The organism is Pseudomonas sp. CFBP13508, assembly GCF_005233515.1.
GTDB lineage: Bacteria > Pseudomonadota > Gammaproteobacteria > Pseudomonadales > Pseudomonadaceae > Aquipseudomonas > Aquipseudomonas mercuritolerans.
Map to the genome: position 1 here is coordinate 132,206 of NZ_QFZZ01000007.1, position 18,031 is coordinate 150,236.

The window sequence follows — 18,031 nt, forward strand, 5'->3', positions numbered from 1 at the left end:
CCCCTTAGAAATAGCCTTGACGTTTTTTGTCTTCCATCGAGCCTGCGCCATCGTGGTCGATGACCCGGCCCTGGCGCTCGGAAGTTCGCGTCAGGAGCATTTCCTGAATGATGTCCGTCAGGCTTTCGGCCTCGGACTCCACCGCGCCCGTCAACGGGTAGCAGCCAAGGGTGCGGAACCGCACTTTCTTTTTCACGATGCGCGCTTTGTCTTCATCGGACAGGTGCTCGAGGATGCGCTCGTCGTCGATCATGATCAGCGTGCCGTTCTTCTCGATCACTTCGCGTTCGGCGGCGAAGTACAGCGGCACAATCGGGATGCCTTCGAGGTAGATGTACTGCCAGATGTCCAGTTCGGTCCAGTTCGACAACGGGAACACACGAATGGATTCGCCCTTGTTGACCTTGCCGTTGTAGACGTTCCACAGCTCCGGACGCTGGTTTTTCGGGTCCCAGCGGTGCTTGCTGTCGCGGAACGAGTACACGCGCTCTTTGGCGCGGGATTTCTCTTCATCGCGACGGGCGCCGCCGAACGCTGCGTCGAAACCATGCTTGTCGAGTGCCTGTTTCAGGCCTTCGGTTTTCATGATGTCGGTGTGTTTGGCACTGCCGTGGGTGAACGGGTTGATGTTCTGCGCCACGCCATCGGGGTTGATGTGGGTGATCAGGTCCAGGCCCAAGTCTTCGACCATCTTGTCGCGGAACTTGTACATTTCCTGGAATTTCCAGCGGGTGTCGACGTGCATCACCGGAAACGGCAGTTTGCCCGGGAAGAACGCCTTGCGTGCCAGGTGCAGCATCACGGCGGAGTCTTTACCGATGGAGTACAGCATCACCGGGTTATCGAACTCGGCGGCCACCTCGCGGATGATGTGGATGCTTTCCGCCTCCAGCTGTTTCAGATGCGTCAGTTTGTCGACCATGGCTACTCACGAAAGCTTTCTTATGAACGGCCAGCGGGCCGTGTTCGAGCGAGGAATCCTAGCACAGCGACCTCTTCTAATCAGGACGCCAACTAGATCGAAAGGGTATATGAATATGCCCACCAGTTCGGCCCGTCAGGGCCGAATGTGGGAGCGAGCCTGCTCGCGAAAGCGGATTGTCAGGCACCTTTGTATTGAAGGTCTGAGGCGTTCGCGAGCAGGCTCGCTCCCACAGGAGTTTGCGGCGAGCTCAGATCGGATTCGGGCAATCGATGAAGATGTGCTCAAGGGCAAAGCGCTTCGCCAGATACTCACCCAGCGCCTGCACGCCGTAGCGTTCAGTAGCGTGGTGGCCAGCGGCGATGAAGCTGATGTCGTTTTCCCGGGCGCTGTGGAAAGTCTGCTCGGAGGCCTCGCCACTGATGAACAGGTCGACCCCCGCCGCCACGCCCTGATCGATATAGCCCTGGCCGCCGCCGGTGCACCAGCCGACGCGGCGGATCATGCCGCTGCCTTCGATCAGCAGCGGCTCGCGCCCCATGACTTCCTGCACCTTGCGCGCGAAATCCCGCGCAGTCATTGGCTCATTCAGCGAGCCGACCAGCCCGACGACTTTCGGATTGCTCGGGTCGAGCGAACCTTCGACAGTGATGTCGAGCTGACGCGCCAGTTGCACGTTGTTGCCGACGTCCGGGTGCAGATCCAGCGGCAGGTGATAGGCGAGCAGACTGATGTCGTGCTTGAGCAGGGTTTTCAAGCGGCGCTGTTTCATGCCGGTGACGCAAGGGTTTTCGCCTTTCCAGAAATAACCGTGGTGGACCAGGATCAGGTCGGCCTCGGCTTCGACGGCGGCATCGAGCAACGCCTGGCTGGCGGTGACGCCACTGACGATGCGCATCACCTGCGGGCGGCCTTCGACCTGTAATCCGTTGGGGCAATAATCGGCAATTTTCGCACTGCCCAGGTAACGGTCGGCTTCTTCGACGAGGGTGCTGAGGGCAACGGCCATGAAAGACTCCTAAATATCCCGTTCAGAGGCACGCGCGGCCTCGTATAATGCGCGACATTATGGGCGGTCTGACCTCGCCTGCAACCTTTCCAGGAACGTGCTTAATGCTCAAGGCGCTGCGTTTTTTTGGCTGGCCGCTGTTGGCCGGTGTGCTTATCGCTCTGTTGATTATTCAGCGTTACCCCGAGTGGGTCGGGCTGCCGAGCCTCGACGTCAATCTGCAACAGGCCCCTCAGACCACGATCGTGCAACAGGGACCGGTGTCCTATGCGGATGCGGTGGGCATCGCCGCGCCGTCGGTGGTCAACCTGTACACCACCAAGGTCATCAACAAACCGGCGCATCCCTTGTTCGAGGATCCGCAGTTCCGCCGCTTCTTCGGTGACAATTCGCCGAAACAGAAGCGCATGGAATCGAGCCTCGGTTCCGGGGTGATCATGAGCCCGGAAGGCTACATCCTCACCAACAACCACGTCACCAGCGGCGCCGACCAGATCGTCGTGGCGCTCAAGGATGGTCGCGAGACGCTGGCACGGGTGATCGGCAGCGATCCGGAAACCGACCTCGCTGTTCTGAAAATCGATCTGAAAAACCTCCCGGCAATCACCGTCGGCCGCTCCGACAGCATTCGCATCGGCGACGTCGCGCTGGCCATCGGCAACCCGTTCGGCGTCGGCCAGACCGTGACCATGGGCATCATCAGCGCCACCGGCCGTAATCAGTTGGGCCTGAACAACTACGAAGACTTCATCCAGACCGATGCGGCGATCAACCCGGGCAACTCCGGCGGTGCGCTGGTCGACGCCAACGGCAACCTCACCGGTATCAACACGGCGATCTTTTCCAAGTCCGGCGGCTCGCAAGGCATCGGTTTTGCCATTCCGGTGAAACTGGCGATGGAAGTAATGAAGTCGATCATCGAGCACGGTCAGGTGATTCGCGGCTGGCTGGGCATCGAAGTGCAACCGCTGACGCAGGAACTGGCGGAGTCGTTTGGCTTGTCCGGGCGTCCGGGGATTGTCGTCGCGGGGATCTTCCGTGACGGCCCGGCGCAGAAAGCCGGCCTGCAACTGGGCGATGTGATTCTGAGCATCGATGGCGAGCCCGCCGGCGATGGTCGCCGCTCGATGAACCAGGTGGCGCGGATCAAACCGACCGACAAGGTGACGATTCAGGTCATGCGCAACGGCAAGGAGCTGAAGTTGACCGCTGAAATCGGCCTGCGTCCCCCACCGGCACCGGTGAAAGAAAAAGAAGAGTAAAAATGTTTTCGCGCCAGCGGCGCGAATAACAGACATTCTCAACGGGCATGTTATATTGTTTCAATTCTAGCAATTGGAACAACATAACATGTCGTCTCGCAAAAAGGCCTCGCTGTTGGGCCTGACTCTGGGTTTGCTCTGCGATCCCGCCTTCGCCGATGAGCCGCAGCCCGTTGAGCTGGAAGCCATCAGCGTCACTTCCGACTACGAATCACCCACCGGCCCGGTCAGCGGATATCGCGCGACTCGCTCGGCCAGTGCGACCAAAACCGACACGGCGATTCGCGATATCCCACAAGCCATCAGCGTCGTGCCGGCCAGTGTGCTCTCGGATCTGGGCAGCACCAGCGTTGAACGCGCGCTGGATTTTGCCGGCGGCGTGTCGAAGCAAAACAACTTCGGCGGCCTGACCCTGTACGAATACAACGTGCGCGGCTTCACCACCTCGGAGTTCTACAAGGATGGTTTCAGCGCCAATCGCGGTTACCCGAGCACGCCAGATGCGGCCAATATAGAACGCATCGAAGTGCTCAAAGGCCCGGCCGCCAGCCTGTACGGCCGGGGTGATCCCGGCGGCACGGTGAACATCGTCACCAAGAAACCGCAGCCTGAAGCGTTCACCACTCTGCAGACCAGCGCCGGCAGTTGGGACCGCTACCGCACCGCGCTGGACGTCAACACGCCCCTTGATGATCAGGGCAATGTGCTCTCGCGCATCAACCTCGCCGTGGAAGACAACAAAAGCTTTCGCGACCACGTCGACAGCCAGCGGGTATTCGTCGCGCCTTCGATCAGTTGGCAGTTGAACCCGGACACCTCGCTGCTGGTGGAAAGCGAAATCGTCCGTCACAACTCGACGTTCGATCGTGGCGTGGTGGCGCCGAACAACAAGTGGAGCGGCGTATCGCGCTCGACGTTCTTGGGCGAGCCCAACGACGGCAACATCGACAACCACAACAACCTGCTCCAGGCCACTCTTGAACACCATCTGAACGACAGCTGGAAACTGCGTCTGGCCAGCCACTACAAGGAAGGCAAGCTCTGGGGCGACGCCACGGAACAACGCGCGCTGAACGCCGACGGCCACACGGTCAACCGCCGCTTGCGCGAACGCGATACGAGTTGGCACGACAGCATCACCCAACTGGAACTGCGCGGTCTGTTCGACCTCGGGCCGTGGCAGCATGAATTGCTGATCGGCACCGAGTACGAGAATTACCGCAAGGACGAACGCGTCACCACCATTGCTGGCGGCCCCTACGCCATCGACATCTATAAACCGGTTTACGGCCAGCCGAAACCCAACGGCGCACGCTCGGGCACCGACTTCTTCGAACACGTCGAAAGTCATGCGCTGAATCTGCAGGACCAGATCATCTTCACCGACAAGCTGCGCGGCATGGTCGGCGCGCGCTTCGAGCATTTCGATCAGCGCATCGACGATCACAGCCGCAACGCCAAAAGCCAGCAACGCCACGACGCGCTGACTCAACGCGCCGGCCTGCTCTATCAGCTCACGCCGAACACCGGCCTGTTCGCCAACGCCTCGACCTCGTTCAAACCGAACAACGGCCTGGATGCATCGGGCAAATCCTTCGACCCGGAAGAAGGCGTCGGTTACGAAGTGGGGATCAAGAACGAGCTGTTCGATGAGCGGGTGAGCAGCACCCTCTCCTTCTTCCACATTGACAAGGAAAACGTTCTCGCCCTCGATCCGGGCACCGACACCAGCCGCGCCATGGGCAAGGCGCGCAGTCAGGGTTTCGATTGGCAAGTGAGCGGTCAGGTGACCGACGCAGTGCGGGTGATCGGCGCCTTCGCCTACATCGACGCCGAGGTGACCAAGGGCGACGCGACCATTCCTACCGGCAGCCGCATCCTCGGCGTGGCTAAACGCAGCGGCAGTCTGCTGGGTGTTTATGAATTTCAGGATGGCCATCTGCGCGGTTCAGACGTCGGTGCAGCGTTCACCTACGTCGGTGATCGTTCGGGCGAATCCGGCAGCGACTTCGAATTGCCGGCCTACCAGACCGTCGACTTGCTCGCCCATTACAAGGCAAGCGACAACGTCACGCTCGGCCTGAATCTGAACAACATCTTCGACGAGAAATACTACGAGCGCTCCTACAGCAACTACTGGGTCAACCCCGGCGAGCCACGCAATTTCACTGTCAGCCTGACACTCAACCTGTAAAAGGACGTCACCATGCACTACGGCAAATCCCTTCTGCTCATCGCTGCGCTGTTCACCGGTCAGGTGTCGGCGCACGGCCTGTGGACAGAGGAGCGACGCGGCAACATCGAAGTGGTCTACGGCCACGGCGCCGAAGACAACGCCTTCAAGGCGCAGAAAATCAGCGGTGCCTGGGCTTATGACGCAAGCGGCAAAATGATCCCGGTCAGCGTCGAGCGCCTGGCCGATCATGCCCGTTTGAAACCATTGAAGCCGCCGGCGCTGATGGCCGTGGCGCTGAACAATGGCATGTGGTCGCAGACGGCGGACAAGAAGTGGATCAACGAAGGACGCAGCAAAGTACCCGGCGCCACCGAGGCCACGCAGACGTTCAAGTACAGCCTGGCGATCTATCAGCCGGGGGCGAAGTTGCCGAAACTGGAGCAGATCAAACTGCTGATCCTGCCGGAGGTCGATCCGTTGACGGTCGGGCCGGGTAAATCGTTACCGGTGCGGGTGCTGCTCGATGGCAAACCGGCGGCGGGGGTGAAGTTGTATGGCGACTATCGCAGCGCGCCAAACACCCTGAGCACCGAGACCGACAAGGATGGGCGTGCGCAGGTGCTGGTGCGTAATGAAGGGTTGAATGTGATTGCGGCGCAGGTCGAGGTGCCGGTGAAGGACAGTGTGGATGTGGAAAGTAGAGGTTTGTTTACCTCACTGACCTTCCTTGGCGAGCCGCATCACGAGTGAGCAAGGGTCGTTTTCAAAATCCATGTTCGATCTGAATACCATCCCCCTCACCCCAGCCCTCTCCCCCAAGGGGGCGAGGGGGAAAGGGAGCCGATCTGTTTGCTTTTCAACACTGGAGTTCGACTCGGTATCTCACGTCGGTGCAACTCTAAAGTGCGCCTCGGTCAGTCCCCTCTCCCTCTGGGAGAGGGCTAGGGTGAGGGGCTTTTGCTTTTAGAGGTCGCCAAGGCCGTTGATCAACGCCTGATTCTGCTCAGGCGTCCCCACCGATATCCGCAGGAACTGCGCAATCCGCTCCTGCTTGAAGTGCCGCACGATCACGCCCTGCTCGCGCAGCTTGGCCGCCAGGCCCGCCGCATCATGCTGCGGGTGGCGAGCGAAGATGAAGTTGGCCGCCGACGGCAGCACTTCAAAGCCTTTAGCCTGCAACTGCGCCACCACCCATTCGCGGCTCTCGATCACCTGACGACAGGTCTTGTCGAAATACTCGCGATCGGCAAAAGCCGCCGCCGCGCCGACAATCGCCAGACGATCCAGTGGATAGGAGTTGAAGCTGTTCTTGATCCGCTCCAGCGCTTCGATCAAGTCCGGATGCCCTACCGCCAGACCGACACGCAGGCCGGCCAGCGAGCGTGACTTGGACAGCGTCTGCGTCACCAGCAGATTCGGATAGCGGTCCACCAGACTGATCGCCGTCTCGCCGCCGAAGTCGATGTACGCCTCATCTACGACTACGACCGAATCAGGACTGGCCTTGAGGATTTGCTCGACCGCGTCCAGCGCCAGCAGGCACCCGGTCGGCGCGTTCGGGTTGGGGAAAATGATCCCGCCATTCGGTTTGGCGTAGTCGGCCGGGTTGATCTGGAACTGCGCATCCAGCGGAACAGCGTCGAATTCAATGCCGTACAGACCGCAGTAGACCGGATAGAAGCTATAGCTGATGTCCGGAAACAGCAGCGGCTGGTCGTGTTGCAGCAGACCGTGGAAGATGTGCGCGAGCACTTCGTCCGAACCGTTGCCGAGGAACACCTGACTGGTTTGCACGCCGTAGTATTCGGCCACGGCGTTTTTCAGCAGATCACTGTTCGGGTCCGGATACAGGCGCAGGTTGTCGTTGAGCTCGGCTTGCATCGCCGCCAGCGCTTTTGGCGACGGGCCATACGGATTTTCGTTGGTATTGAGCTTGACCAGTCTGGTCAGCTTCGGCTGTTCGCCCGGCACGTAGGGCACCAGGTCCTTGACGAACGGGCTCCAGAATTTACTCATCGCTCAGTTCCCCTGCCCTTTCAGAAAGTCTTGGTCTTTGATGCGGTATTCGGCGCTGCGTGCGTGGGCGCTCAGCGATTCACCACGGGCCAGTACCGATGCTGTTTTGCCCAGCTTGGAAGCGCCGGCCTCGGAGCAGAAGATGATCGACGAGCGCTTCTGGAAGTCGTAGACGCCCAGCGGCGAGGAGAAACGCGCGGTGCCGGAAGTCGGCAACACGTGGTTCGGGCCGGCGCAGTAGTCGCCCAACGCTTCGGAAGTGTGGCGGCCCATGAAGATCGCACCGGCGTGGCGGATCTGCGGCAGCCAGGCCTGTGGATCGGCGACCGACAATTCCAGGTGTTCCGGGGCGATGCGGTTGGCGACTTCGATGGCCTGGGCCATGTCGCTCACCTGAATCAGCGCACCTCGGCCATTGATCGAAGTTTCGATGATGGTCGCGCGGTCCATGGTCGGCAGCAGTTTGTCGATGCTCGCGGCCACCTTGTCGAGGAACTCGGCGTCGGGGCTGACCAGAATCGCTTGCGCGTCTTCGTCGTGCTCGGCCTGGGAGAACAGGTCCATGGCGATCCAGTCCGGATCGGTCTGGCCGTCGCAGACCACAAGAATTTCCGAAGGGCCGGCGATCATGTCGATGCCGACTTGGCCGAACACGTGGCGCTTGGCCGTGGCCACATAGATATTGCCCGGGCCGACAACCTTATCGACACGCGGCACGCTTTCGGTGCCATAAGCCAGTGCGGCAACCGCTTGCGCGCCGCCGATGGTGAACACGCGGTCGACACCGGCGATGCAGGCAGCGGCCAGCACCAGCTCGTTGATTTCACCGCGCGGGGTTGGCACGACCATGACCACTTCGGTCACGCCGGCCACCTTCGCCGGAATCGCGTTCATCAATACCGACGACGGATACGAGGCCTTGCCGCCCGGCACGTAAAGGCCTGCGCGATCCAGTGGCGTGACTTTCTGACCAAGCACGGTGCCGTCAGCCTCGGTGTAGCTCCAGGAATCCTGCTTCTGTTTTTCGTGATAGCTGCGCACGCGGGCGGCGGCTTTTTCCAAGGCCTCGCGTTGCGGCACAGTGATGCGGGTCAGGGCCAGTTCAAGGCGCTCGCGCGGCAGGATCAGGTCGGCCATCGAGGCGACTTCGAGGCCGTCGAACTTCTGGGTGAACTCGACCAGCGCCGCGTCACCGCGCTCGCGCACAGCCTTGATGATGTCCAGCACGCGCTGATTGACCGAGTCGTCAGACACACTTTCCCAGCTCAGCAGATGATCCAGATGATGCGCGAAATCCGGGTCAGCAGCGTTGAGTCGGCGAATTGCAGTCGGTGCGGTCATAGCGAGAGCCTCATAGGAATTGGCAAAAAACTCAGGCGCCCGAAACTAGCATTCGATCCGCTTGGGCACCTGAGAATTCTGGCTATGAGGCGGATAGACGGCGCGGCCTCGGGCCGCGCTGGTAGATCAGCCGCGGTGTCGCGATTCCACTGCGTTGCGCAGGGTGTCGATCAACGCCTGGATTCGGGCGTGCTGCATTTTCATCGAAGCCTTGTTTACCACTAGACGCGAGCTGATCGTGGCGATCAGTTCCTGTGGCTCCAGACCGTTGGCGCGCAGGGTGTTGCCGGTGTCGACCACGTCGATGATCTTGTCGGCCAACCCGATCAGCGGCGCCAGTTCCATCGAGCCGTACAGCTTGATGATGTCGACCTGACGGCCCTGCTCGGCGTAATAACGCTTGGCAACGTTGACGAACTTGGTCGCCACGCGCAGACGGCCCTTGGGCTCGGCCGCGCCGATCTTGCCGGCGGTCATCAGCTTGCACTGGGCGATCTGCAGGTCCAGCGGCTCGTACAGGCCCTGGCCGCTGTATTCCATCAGCACGTCCTTACCGGCGACGCCGAGGTCGGCCGCGCCATGCTCGACATAGGTCGGCACGTCGGTGGCACGCACGATCAGCAGACGCACGTCGTCCTGGGTCGTGGGAATGATCAGCTTGCGGCTCTTGTCCGGATTCTCGGTCGGCACGATGCCCGCTTCAGCGAGAAGCGGCAGGGTGTCGTCAAGGATGCGGCCCTTGGACAGTGCGATGGTCAACATGGGAAACGTCAGTCCTTATCAAGGTACTCATGCCCGGTCGCAATCGGCGCCGGACACACATCGAGGGTGCGTACACCCTCGACTCGAAACGAATTCAGTGGACACGTCCCTGTGTCCCGATGCAGCGATCAGCCCGGAACGCGGCGGATCTTGGCACCCAGCATTTGCAGTTTTTCTTCGATGCACTCGTAACCACGGTCGATGTGGTAGATGCGGTCGATCAGCGTGTCGCCTTCGGCAACCAGCGCCGAGATCACCAGGCTGGCCGACGCGCGCAGGTCGGTGGCCATGACTGGCGCGCCCTTGAGCTTCTCGATACCGGTGACGATGGCAGTGTTGCCTTCAACCTGGATGTGCGCGCCCATGCGGTGCAGTTCGTACACGTGCATGAAACGGTTTTCGAAGATCGTCTCGATCACCGCACCGGTGCCTTCGGCAATGGCGTTGAGCGAGATGAACTGGGCCTGCATGTCGGTCGGGAACGCCGGGTACGGCGCGGTGCGCACGTTGACCGCTTTCGGGCGCTTGCCGTGCATGTTCAGCTCGATCCAGTCTTCACCGCAGGTGATTTCCGCACCGGCTTCACGCAGCTTTTCCAGTACCGCTTCGAGGATGGTCGGATCGGTGTCCTTGACCTTGACGCGGCCACCGGTCACGGCAGCAGCGACCAGGTAGGTGCCGGTTTCGATACGGTCAGGCATGACCTTGTAGAAAGCCGAACCCAGACGCTCGACGCCATCAATGGTGATGGTGTCGGTGCCAGCACCGGAAACCTTGGCGCCCATGGCATTGAGGAAGTTCGCCAGGTCGACCACTTCAGGTTCGCGAGCGGCGTTCTGCAACACGCTGCGGCCTTTGGCCAGTGCAGCGGCCATCATGATGTTCTCGGTACCGGTCACGCTGACGGTGTCGAAGAAGAAGTGTGCGCCGCGCAGGCCGCCTTCAGGCGCCTTGGCCTTGATGTAGCCGCCTTCGACGTCGATGACCGCGCCCATGGCTTCCAGACCGCGGATGTGCAGGTCGACCGGACGCGAACCAATGGCGCAACCGCCAGGCAGTGCGACTTCGGCTTCACCGAAACGCGCGACCATCGGGCCGAGCACAAGGATCGACGCGCGCATGGTTTTCACCAGTTCGTACGGCGCGATCAGGGTCTTGATGGTACGTGGGTCGATTTCGACGCTGAGCTTCTCGTCGATCACCGGCTCAATGCCCATGCGCCCGAACAGCTCGATCATGGTGGTGATGTCGTGCAGGTGCGGCAGGTTGCCAACGGTAACCGGGCCATCGCACAGCAACGTCGCGGCCAGAATCGGCAGGGCGGAGTTCTTCGCGCCGGAAATGCGGATCTCGCCATCGAGACGAGCGCCACCGGTAATAATCAATTTATCCATTAGTATCTCGACGCCCTAGGGCTCAGGTGCGCTCGGCCCAGGCCGTGCTGCTGAAAAATTTCATAGTGACCGCATGGATGCTGCCATCGACGATCCATGGGTTCAAATGGGCATAGACCTGCTGCTGACGCTTCACCGGGCTCAACGCCGCCAGTTCATCGCTGATCACGTTCAGCTGGAAGTTGCAGCCTTCGCCTTCAACTTCTACCAGCGTTCCTGGCAGCTTTCCTTCAAGGAAGCTCTTCACTTCTACGGCCTGCATGCTCAACCTCAATCGGCGCCCTGTGCGCACGGGTCGGACATCATACAAAAAAGCCCCGCGCCTGCGAACCCCGCAACGCAGGACTCTGACGGGGGGCTTCTTTATAGATGCGGGTTCAGGGGTGCGCCAACAGCTCGGTCAACTCGCTGACCTGAGCGATTTCGCGCATGTCTTCGGGCATCGCGCGGATGCTGACGGCCTTGCCGGCCGCCTGTGCATCACGCATGAAGCACAGCAGCAACGACAGGCCGACGCTGCTGGACTTCTGCACCGCCGAACAATCGATGACCAGCGCCGACGCCTTGCTCGACTTGATCAGCGCCTGCCCTTCCTTGCGCAGCTCAGGCCCGGTGCGGTAATCCAACACGCCGCTGAGCACCAGCTCGTCGACATCACTCATACGAACTGCCGCCTCACTCATTGCGCTGGCTTCGCGGCGGCTTTGTCGGTTTCCTGCTTGGCCTTGGCCACTTCACCGGCCCAGCCATCGATGGTCTTGTCCAGATCGTTGCCATTGCGCTGCATGGCGTCGGCGAACTGGTCACGGAACAGCTTGCCGATGTTGATGCCATTGATGATCACGTTGCGCAGCTTCCACTCGCCGCTGATCTTCTCAAGCGTGTACTGCACCGGATAGATCGCGCCATTGCTGCCCTTGACGGTCATGTTGACGCTGGTGCGCTCGCCCGATTCGTCTTTGGCCGGGTCAACGGTGATGCCCTGGTTGTTGTATTCCAGCAGAGCGTTGCCGTAGAACTGGAACAGACCGCGCTTGAAGTTTTCCTGAAAGCGCTGCATCTGCTCAGGCGTGGCCTTGCGCGAATACTTCACGGTCATGATGCTTTTGGAGATGCCCTCGGCATCCACCACCGGACCGACAATGTTGTTCAGCGCCGCATAGAAATCCTGCGGATCCTGCTTGTACTTCTCTTTGTTTGCCTGCAAGTCGGCAAGCATCCGGTTCGTGGTGTCCTGAATCAGGTCATGAGCCGATTGCCCCGGTGCAGCGTTAGCCATCAACGGCAGGGCCGCGAGCAACACCAACAGGCCACGTCGCAAGATAGAGATCATTCAAAAGCTCCTCATTTGGCGTCTTTGCTAACGGTATTGAGCAGGAATTTACCGATCAGGTCTTCCAGTACCAGTGACGACTGCGTGTCGTGGATGGTTCCGCCGTCTTTCAACTGTGTGTCCTCGCCGCCGACGCTGATACCGATGTATTTCTCGCCCAGCAGACCCGCGGTGAGGATAGACGCAGTCGAATCAACCGGCAGGTTGTCGACCTTTTTATCCACCTGCAGCGTGACCCGACCGGTGAAGCTGTCGCGATCCAGATCGATAGCGGTGACCTTGCCGATGGTCACACCGGCCATGGTCACTTTGGCTCTGACCGTCAGACCGGCGATATTGTCGAAATACGCATACAACTTGTAAGTGTCGGTGGACGAAGTCGGAGACAGGCCGCTGACGCGCAAGGCGAGCAGCAGCAAAGCCAGGATCCCTGCCAGCAGGAACAGGCCGACACCGATTTCCAGGGTGCGGTTTTGCATCAGAAATCTCCAAACATCAAAGCGGTCAGAATAAAGTCCAGGCCGAGCACTGCCAGCGAGGCAAACACCACGGTCTTGGTGGTGGCACGACTGATCCCCTCGGAAGTGGGCTCACAGTCATAGCCTTGGAATACGGCGATCCAGGTCACCACAAAGGCGAAAACGACACTCTTGATCACGCCATTGAGCACGTCACTGGTGAAATTCACGCTGTTCTGCATGTTCGCCCAGTACGAGCCTTCATAAACGCCCAGCCAGTCGACTGCGACCCACGAACCGCCCCAGATGCCGACGACGCTGAAGATCATCGCCAGCACCGGCAGGGAAATGAAGCCGGCCCACAGGCGCGGGGCAATGATGTACTTGAGCGGATCGACACCGATCATTTCCAGGCTGGACAACTGCTCGGTGGATTTCATGTTGCCGATCTCGGCGGTCAACGCCGAACCGGCGCGCCCGGCAAACAGCAACGCGGTGACAACCGGCCCCAGTTCACGCAGCAGCGTCAGGGCGACCATCTGCCCCACCGCCTGCTCTGAACCATAGCTGGAAAGAATGCTGAAGCCCTGCAACGCCAGGACCATGCCGATGAAAATGCCGGAGACCACGATGATCACCAGCGACATGACGCCGACCGAATGCAGCTGCTTGACCAGCAGGCCGAAACCACCGCTGATACCGCCACGGCCCAGCAGGGCGTGAAACAGGAACAGGGTCGCCCGACCAAACACCGCGACCGCGTCGATCGCCGATTCGCCGAACCGACGCACGCGTTCCATCAATGAAATTCTGCGCATCAGCGCTTCCCCAGAAGATCTGCGCGGTAATCCGTCGCTGGAAAGTGATACGGCACCGGGCCATCGGGATCACCGGTCATGAACTGGCGGATACGCGGGTCATCGGATTTCATCAGCTCATCCGGTGTGCCTTGGCCCAGCACCTGACCATCGCCCACTACATAGATGTAGTCGGCAATGCTCGCGGTTTCTGCAAGATCGTGCGAGACCACGATGCTGGTGATGCCCAGGGCATCGTTGAGCAGGCGGATCAGGCGCACCAGCACGCCCATGGCGATCGGGTCCTGGCCCACGAAGGGCTCGTCGTACATGAGAATCTGCGGATCGAGGGCAATCGCCCGGGCCAGCGCAACACGGCGCTTCATGCCGCCGGACAGTTCGTCCGGCATCAGCTCGATGGCGCCACGCAGACCCACTGCCTGCAATTTGAGCAGGACGATGTCGCGGATCATGTCTTCCGGCAGTTGCGTGTGCACCCGCAGCGGGAAGGCCACGTTCTCGAACACATCAAGGTCAGTGAACAGCGCACCGCTCTGAAACAGCACGCCCATGTGCTTGCGCGCATCGAACAGATCACTGCGCGACAGCGTCGGCAGATTCTGCCCGTTGACCCAGACTTCACCGCTGGACGGCCGCAACTGTGCGCCCATCAGGCGCAGCAGCGTGGTCTTGCCGCAGCCGGAAGGCCCCATGATGCCGGTGACCTTGCCGCGGGGGATGCGGATATCGACGTTATTGAAAATGCTCCGCGCACCGCGCTTGAAGGAGACTCCCTTCAGCTCGACCGCGTAGGCGTTATCGGCACTCATCTAAACTCCTTGCGATGCAGCCTCTCACTGGGATGCCAGACTTTCCTCGGAAACACCTGCATCCCGGGCAGGCCGAACTGGCGGCGAACTATATCACTGCAAAGGCTGAGCGCCCAAGCGAGAACCCGGCCAGAATCGCCGACACATGAGGGTCGCAGCGACTTTCAGAGTGTTTTGGTAACCAGTAATGACAAAGCACGACGAACTTGCGTGAGGCTTTGCCACATAACCGCTATAATCGCCGCCTTTTCATCGGCCCATACGATTCTGACATGAGCAAAACCCGCGACCTGATTCAGTCGGCACAACGCACCATCCGCCTCGAAGTGGAAGCCGTCCAAGGCTTGATGGCCCATATCGACGCCGATTTCGTACGCGCTTGCGAGATGATTCTGGCCAGCAAGGGCCGCGTCGTCGTGGTCGGCATGGGCAAATCCGGGCACGTCGGCAACAAGATCGCCGCCACCCTGGCCAGCACCGGCACCCCGGCGTTTTTCGTGCATCCGGCCGAAGCCAGCCATGGCGACATGGGCATGATCACCCGCGACGACGTGATTCTGGCACTGTCGAACTCCGGTTCGACCAACGAAATCGTGACCCTGCTGCCACTGATCAAACGCCTGGGCATCCAGTTGATCAGCGTTACCGGCAACCCGCAGTCGCCCTTGGCGAAGGCCGCCGAGGTCAATCTCAATGTGCATGTCGAGCACGAAGCCTGCCCGTTGAATCTGGCGCCGACTTCTTCTACTACTGCAGCACTGGTCATGGGCGATGCCCTCGCCGTGGCTTTGCTGGAAGCGCGCGGATTTACCGCTGAAGACTTTGCCTTCTCACATCCGGGTGGCGCCCTTGGTCGTCGCCTGCTGCTGAAAGTCGAAAACGTCATGCACGCCGGGCAGGAGCTGCCGCAGGTACAACGCGGCACCCTGCTCAAAGACGCGCTGATGGAAATGACCCGCAAGGGTCTGGGCATGACCGCTATCCTTGAAGCCGACGGCAAGCTCGCCGGGATCTTCACTGACGGCGATCTGCGCCGCACCCTGGATCGTGCCATCGACATTCGCAGCGCCACCATCGATCAGGTGATGACCGCCCACGGCAAGACCGCCCGGCCCGACATGCTCGCCGCCGAAGCCCTGAAAATCATGGAAGACCATCGAATCAACGCCCTGGTAGTCGTCGACGAGGAGGATCGCCCGATCGGCGCCTTCAACCTCTCCGATCTGCTGCGCGCAGGAGTCATGTAATGAGCAACGATCTGCTGCACCGCGGCAAAGCGATCAAACTGGCAGTGTTCGACGTCGACGGTGTGCTCACCGACGGCCGCCTGTACTTCCTCGAAGACGGCAGCGAGTTCAAGACCTTCAACACCCTCGACGGCCAGGGCATCAAAATGCTGATGAATGCCGGCGTGCAAACGGCGATCATCAGTGGCCGCAAAACCCCGGTGGTCGAGCGCCGCGCGAAAAACCTCGGCATCCCGCACCTGTTTCAGGGGCGCGAAGACAAACTGGTGGTGCTCGACGGCCTGCTCGGACAACTGGGCCTGAGCTATGAAGAAGTCGCCTATCTCGGTGACGATCTGCCAGACTTGCCGGTAATCCGCCGTGTAGGGCTGGGCATGGCGGTGGCCAACGCTGCCGACTTTGTCCGCGAACACGCCCACGGGGTTACCCGCGCCCGCGGCGGCGAAGGTGCCGCCCGCGAATTCTGCGAATTGATCCTGCGCGCCCAGGGCCGCCTTGAAGCGGCCAATGCCGCGTACCTGTGAGCCTGACCATGTTTAGCAAAAAGTTTCGCAACTTCCTGCTGTTTGGCTGCATCGCGGCGATTTTCGCTGCGGTCGGCTACTGGAACATCAGCCCGGAACGCTTCCTCGACAAGCCACCGGTTTCGGCGGCCGAGAATCCGATCGACTGGTACGCGACCAACACGCATACCATTCAGTACCTGCCCGACGGTAAGGTGCAGTACGAGATGACTTCCGACAAGGCCGAGCACGTCAAGGCTACCGATATCACCCTGGTGACCAAGCCTGATTTGAACATGTACCGCGGCACCGACTTCCCATGGCACGTGACCAGTGAGCGCGGCGAAGTGAATTCGGGCGGTACCGAAGTGGAATTGATCGACTCGGTACGCGTACAGCGCACCGACGAGAAACAGCGCGGCACCCTGATCACCAGCACCCGCATGACCGTGTTCCCGCAGCAGGAATATGCGCAGACTGCGCAACCCGTTAGAATCGAGGGCGCTGGCGGTGTATCGACTGGCGTCGGAATGAAAGCGTACCTGAAGGAAAGCAGGATACACCTGCAATCGAACGTAAGAGGACAGTATGAGGCTCGTTAAAACCCTCCCTATTTTGCTCAGTCTGGGCGCAGCACTGGGAAGCGCGAGCGCCTGGTCCCTGCCGAACGATCAGCAGCAGCCTATCCGCATTCAGGCCGACGACGCGCAACTGGACGACAAGAATGGCATCGCCACCTATAAAGGTGACGTGATCATTACCCAGGGTTCGATGATCGTCAAAGGCAACACAGTGACCATGACTCGCGCGCCCAATGGCGACATCGACGTGGTGACCTCGGTGGGCAACCTGGCTTACTTCGAGCAGCTGCAGACCCAGGGCGACGCCAACCCGGTCAAGGGCTACGGCGTGACGATTCAATACCACGCCCAGCAGAACCGGGTGGTGCTGATCGACAAGGCCAAGGTTATCGACAAGGATAACAACGTCACCCAGGGCGAAAAAATCGTCTACGACACCGTGAAGAAACTGGCCAGCGCCGGTCGCGCCACGGGCAGCAAGGTCACCGAATCGCGTCCGCGCATCGACATGGTGATCCAGCCGAAGAAGAAAACCGAAGAGAAATCCCAGTAATGGCAACTCTGAAAGCTCAGCACCTGGCCAAGGCCTATAAAAGCCGCCAGGTCGTGCGTGACGTCAGCCTGTCGATCGACAGTGGGCAGATCGTCGGCTTGCTCGGTCCGAACGGCGCCGGCAAGACGACCTGTTTCTACATGATCGTCGGCCTGGTGCAGGCGGATCAGGGCCGCGTGCTGATCGATGATCTGGACGTCAGCCATCAGCCGATGCACGGCCGCGCCAAGGCCGGTATCGGCTATCTGCCGCAAGAAGCGTCGATCTTCCGCAAACTGTCGGTCGCCGACAACATCATGGCGATCCTCGAGACCCGCCCGGAACTCGACAAGGCCGGCCGTCGCAAGGAGCTGGAAAGCCTGCTGCAGGAATTCCACATCAGCCACATCCGCGACAACCTCGGCATGAGCCTGTCCGGTGGTGAACGCCGCCGAGTGGAAATTGCTCGCGCGTTGGCCACTGCGCCGAAGTTCATCCTGCTCGACGAACCGTTCGCCGGCGTCGACCCGATCTCGGTCGGCGACATCAAGCAGATCATTCATCACCTCAAGGCCAAGGGCATCGGTGTGCTGATCACCGACCACAACGTCCGTGAGACGCTGGACATCTGCGAAACCGCTTACATCGTCAACGACGGTCAACTGATCGCTGAAGGCGATGCCGAGACGATCCTGGCCAACGATCTGGTCAAGGAAGTGTATCTGGGTCACGAGTTCCGCCTGTAAGCGCGACAGCGCTGTATCGATTCAAGGTGCATTTATCCGCTTTAATTGTTACAGCGCTCTAGGCAAACACTTCAGTTTCAGGCATATAATTTGCTTAAGTTTGGCGCTTCGGCGCCCTGTAG

20 protein-coding genes are annotated in these 18,031 nt (G+C 60.4%); 8 read left to right on the top strand and 12 right to left on the bottom strand.

From position 1 onward, the window contains the following. Nucleotides 1–4: 4 nt before the first annotated feature. Nucleotides 5–922 (bottom strand): sulfate adenylyltransferase subunit CysD, encoded by a 918-nt coding sequence (gene cysD / locus PspCFBP13508_RS19940; RefSeq protein WP_016771664.1) that lies wholly within the window; start codon nucleotides 920–922, stop codon nucleotides 5–7. A gap of 250 nt (nucleotides 923–1,172) precedes the next feature. Then, nucleotides 1,173–1,931 carry a Nif3-like dinuclear metal center hexameric protein gene (locus PspCFBP13508_RS19945; RefSeq protein ID WP_130912456.1) on the bottom strand — a complete coding sequence of 253 codons (759 nt, stop codon included), beginning with the start codon at nucleotides 1,929–1,931 and terminating at the stop codon, nucleotides 1,173–1,175. 104 nt (nucleotides 1,932–2,035) lie between these two features. Between PspCFBP13508_RS19945 and algW the strand changes: the two genes are divergently transcribed. The 3 genes from algW (at nucleotide 2,036) to PspCFBP13508_RS19960 (ending at nucleotide 6,119) form a co-directional block, all read left to right on the top strand. Then, on the top strand, nucleotides 2,036–3,193 hold the full coding sequence (gene algW / locus PspCFBP13508_RS19950; protein WP_016770590.1) for a Do family serine endopeptidase AlgW: 1,158 nt from the start codon (nucleotides 2,036–2,038) through the stop codon (nucleotides 3,191–3,193). Nucleotides 3,194–3,281: 88 nt separating this feature from the next. Then, nucleotides 3,282–5,387 (top strand): TonB-dependent siderophore receptor, encoded by a 2,106-nt coding sequence (locus tag PspCFBP13508_RS19955; RefSeq protein ID WP_137215491.1) that lies wholly within the window; start codon nucleotides 3,282–3,284, stop codon nucleotides 5,385–5,387. Between the two features lie 12 nt (nucleotides 5,388–5,399). Beyond that, the gene (locus PspCFBP13508_RS19960; protein ID WP_137215492.1) at nucleotides 5,400–6,119 is read left to right on the top strand and encodes a DUF4198 domain-containing protein; all 720 of its coding nucleotides are present in this window, start codon (nucleotides 5,400–5,402) and stop codon (nucleotides 6,117–6,119) included. A gap of 213 nt (nucleotides 6,120–6,332) precedes the next feature. Here the strand turns inward: PspCFBP13508_RS19960 and hisC are convergent, their stop codons facing one another. The 10 genes from hisC to PspCFBP13508_RS20010 form a co-directional block, all read right to left on the bottom strand. Continuing rightward, nucleotides 6,333–7,385, bottom strand: coding sequence for a histidinol-phosphate transaminase (gene hisC, locus PspCFBP13508_RS19965; protein ID WP_137215493.1), 1,053 nt, complete (start codon nucleotides 7,383–7,385; stop codon nucleotides 6,333–6,335). A 3-nt stretch (nucleotides 7,386–7,388) separates the two neighbouring features. Further along, nucleotides 7,389–8,726 (bottom strand): histidinol dehydrogenase, encoded by a 1,338-nt coding sequence (gene hisD / locus PspCFBP13508_RS19970; protein ID WP_137215494.1) that lies wholly within the window; start codon nucleotides 8,724–8,726, stop codon nucleotides 7,389–7,391. Between the two features lie 126 nt (nucleotides 8,727–8,852). Next, entirely contained in the window at nucleotides 8,853–9,488 is a 636-nt protein-coding gene (gene hisG, locus PspCFBP13508_RS19975; protein WP_016771668.1) for an ATP phosphoribosyltransferase, read from the bottom strand. 128 nt (nucleotides 9,489–9,616) lie between these two features. Beyond that, nucleotides 9,617–10,882 carry a UDP-N-acetylglucosamine 1-carboxyvinyltransferase gene (gene murA / locus PspCFBP13508_RS19980; protein WP_016771669.1) on the bottom strand — a complete coding sequence of 422 codons (1,266 nt, stop codon included), beginning with the start codon at nucleotides 10,880–10,882 and terminating at the stop codon, nucleotides 9,617–9,619. A 22-nt stretch (nucleotides 10,883–10,904) separates the two neighbouring features. Then, the gene (locus tag PspCFBP13508_RS19985; protein WP_137215495.1) at nucleotides 10,905–11,144 is read right to left on the bottom strand and encodes a BolA family protein; all 240 of its coding nucleotides are present in this window, start codon (nucleotides 11,142–11,144) and stop codon (nucleotides 10,905–10,907) included. Between the two features lie 115 nt (nucleotides 11,145–11,259). Continuing rightward, nucleotides 11,260–11,565: an STAS domain-containing protein gene (locus PspCFBP13508_RS19990; RefSeq protein WP_130909585.1), complete on the bottom strand. Its 306-nt coding sequence runs from the start codon at nucleotides 11,563–11,565 to the stop codon at nucleotides 11,260–11,262. Next, on the bottom strand, nucleotides 11,562–12,215 hold the full coding sequence (locus PspCFBP13508_RS19995) for an ABC transporter substrate-binding protein (RefSeq protein WP_110603726.1): 654 nt from the start codon (nucleotides 12,213–12,215) through the stop codon (nucleotides 11,562–11,564). Before PspCFBP13508_RS19995 ends, PspCFBP13508_RS19990 begins: the two co-directional genes overlap by 4 nt. An 11-nt stretch (nucleotides 12,216–12,226) precedes the next feature. After that, complete coding sequence (gene mlaD / locus PspCFBP13508_RS20000) at nucleotides 12,227–12,694, bottom strand: outer membrane lipid asymmetry maintenance protein MlaD (protein WP_016771673.1); 468 nt, start codon at nucleotides 12,692–12,694, stop codon at nucleotides 12,227–12,229. Beyond that, nucleotides 12,694–13,491, bottom strand: coding sequence for a lipid asymmetry maintenance ABC transporter permease subunit MlaE (gene mlaE / locus PspCFBP13508_RS20005; protein ID WP_016771674.1), 798 nt, complete (start codon nucleotides 13,489–13,491; stop codon nucleotides 12,694–12,696). The genes mlaD and mlaE overlap by 1 nt, the downstream gene beginning before the upstream one ends. Then, nucleotides 13,491–14,300, bottom strand: a complete 810-nt coding sequence (locus PspCFBP13508_RS20010; RefSeq protein ID WP_130909586.1) for an ATP-binding cassette domain-containing protein — start codon at nucleotides 14,298–14,300, stop codon at nucleotides 13,491–13,493. Before PspCFBP13508_RS20010 ends, mlaE begins: the two co-directional genes overlap by 1 nt. 272 nt (nucleotides 14,301–14,572) lie before the next feature. On the opposite strand from PspCFBP13508_RS20010, the gene PspCFBP13508_RS20015 reads away from it, so the two are divergent. The 5 genes from PspCFBP13508_RS20015 to lptB are packed head-to-tail and all read left to right on the top strand — an operon-like array spanning nucleotide 14,573 to nucleotide 17,909. After that, on the top strand, nucleotides 14,573–15,547 hold the full coding sequence (locus tag PspCFBP13508_RS20015; protein WP_137215496.1) for a KpsF/GutQ family sugar-phosphate isomerase: 975 nt from the start codon (nucleotides 14,573–14,575) through the stop codon (nucleotides 15,545–15,547). Further along, the gene (locus PspCFBP13508_RS20020) at nucleotides 15,547–16,071 is read left to right on the top strand and encodes an HAD family hydrolase (RefSeq protein WP_137215497.1); all 525 of its coding nucleotides are present in this window, start codon (nucleotides 15,547–15,549) and stop codon (nucleotides 16,069–16,071) included. The genes PspCFBP13508_RS20015 and PspCFBP13508_RS20020 overlap by 1 nt, the downstream gene beginning before the upstream one ends. Before the next feature lie 8 nt (nucleotides 16,072–16,079). Then, a complete protein-coding gene (lptC, locus tag PspCFBP13508_RS20025) occupies nucleotides 16,080–16,652 on the top strand; it encodes an LPS export ABC transporter periplasmic protein LptC (protein ID WP_130910088.1) in 573 nt (190 codons plus the stop codon). Next, complete coding sequence (lptA, locus tag PspCFBP13508_RS20030; protein WP_016771679.1) at nucleotides 16,639–17,184, top strand: lipopolysaccharide transport periplasmic protein LptA; 546 nt, start codon at nucleotides 16,639–16,641, stop codon at nucleotides 17,182–17,184. Before lptC ends, lptA begins: the two co-directional genes overlap by 14 nt. Beyond that, complete coding sequence (lptB, locus tag PspCFBP13508_RS20035) at nucleotides 17,184–17,909, top strand: LPS export ABC transporter ATP-binding protein (RefSeq protein WP_024011621.1); 726 nt, start codon at nucleotides 17,184–17,186, stop codon at nucleotides 17,907–17,909. Before lptA ends, lptB begins: the two co-directional genes overlap by 1 nt. Nucleotides 17,910–18,031 lie beyond the last annotated feature (122 nt).

Coding starts and splice junctions, on each gene's coding strand:
- cysD (WP_016771664.1), bottom strand. CDS start 922: ATGGTCGACAAACTGACGCATCTGAAACAGCTGGAGGCGGAAAGCATC.
- PspCFBP13508_RS19945 (WP_130912456.1), bottom strand. CDS start 1,931: ATGGCCGTTGCCCTCAGCACCCTCGTCGAAGAAGCCGACCGTTACCTG.
- algW (WP_016770590.1), top strand. CDS start 2,036: ATGCTCAAGGCGCTGCGTTTTTTTGGCTGGCCGCTGTTGGCCGGTGTG.
- PspCFBP13508_RS19955 (WP_137215491.1), top strand. CDS start 3,282: ATGTCGTCTCGCAAAAAGGCCTCGCTGTTGGGCCTGACTCTGGGTTTG.
- PspCFBP13508_RS19960 (WP_137215492.1), top strand. CDS start 5,400: ATGCACTACGGCAAATCCCTTCTGCTCATCGCTGCGCTGTTCACCGGT.
- hisC (WP_137215493.1), bottom strand. CDS start 7,385: ATGAGTAAATTCTGGAGCCCGTTCGTCAAGGACCTGGTGCCCTACGTG.
- hisD (WP_137215494.1), bottom strand. CDS start 8,726: ATGACCGCACCGACTGCAATTCGCCGACTCAACGCTGCTGACCCGGAT.
- hisG (WP_016771668.1), bottom strand. CDS start 9,488: ATGTTGACCATCGCACTGTCCAAGGGCCGCATCCTTGACGACACCCTG.
- murA (WP_016771669.1), bottom strand. CDS start 10,882: ATGGATAAATTGATTATTACCGGTGGCGCTCGTCTCGATGGCGAGATC.
- PspCFBP13508_RS19985 (WP_137215495.1), bottom strand. CDS start 11,144: ATGCAGGCCGTAGAAGTGAAGAGCTTCCTTGAAGGAAAGCTGCCAGGA.
- PspCFBP13508_RS19990 (WP_130909585.1), bottom strand. CDS start 11,565: ATGAGTGAGGCGGCAGTTCGTATGAGTGATGTCGACGAGCTGGTGCTC.
- PspCFBP13508_RS19995 (WP_110603726.1), bottom strand. CDS start 12,215: ATGATCTCTATCTTGCGACGTGGCCTGTTGGTGTTGCTCGCGGCCCTG.
- mlaD (WP_016771673.1), bottom strand. CDS start 12,694: ATGCAAAACCGCACCCTGGAAATCGGTGTCGGCCTGTTCCTGCTGGCA.
- mlaE (WP_016771674.1), bottom strand. CDS start 13,491: ATGCGCAGAATTTCATTGATGGAACGCGTGCGTCGGTTCGGCGAATCG.
- PspCFBP13508_RS20010 (WP_130909586.1), bottom strand. CDS start 14,300: ATGAGTGCCGATAACGCCTACGCGGTCGAGCTGAAGGGAGTCTCCTTC.
- PspCFBP13508_RS20015 (WP_137215496.1), top strand. CDS start 14,573: ATGAGCAAAACCCGCGACCTGATTCAGTCGGCACAACGCACCATCCGC.
- PspCFBP13508_RS20020 (WP_137215497.1), top strand. CDS start 15,547: ATGAGCAACGATCTGCTGCACCGCGGCAAAGCGATCAAACTGGCAGTG.
- lptC (WP_130910088.1), top strand. CDS start 16,080: ATGTTTAGCAAAAAGTTTCGCAACTTCCTGCTGTTTGGCTGCATCGCG.
- lptA (WP_016771679.1), top strand. CDS start 16,639: ATGAGGCTCGTTAAAACCCTCCCTATTTTGCTCAGTCTGGGCGCAGCA.
- lptB (WP_024011621.1), top strand. CDS start 17,184: ATGGCAACTCTGAAAGCTCAGCACCTGGCCAAGGCCTATAAAAGCCGC.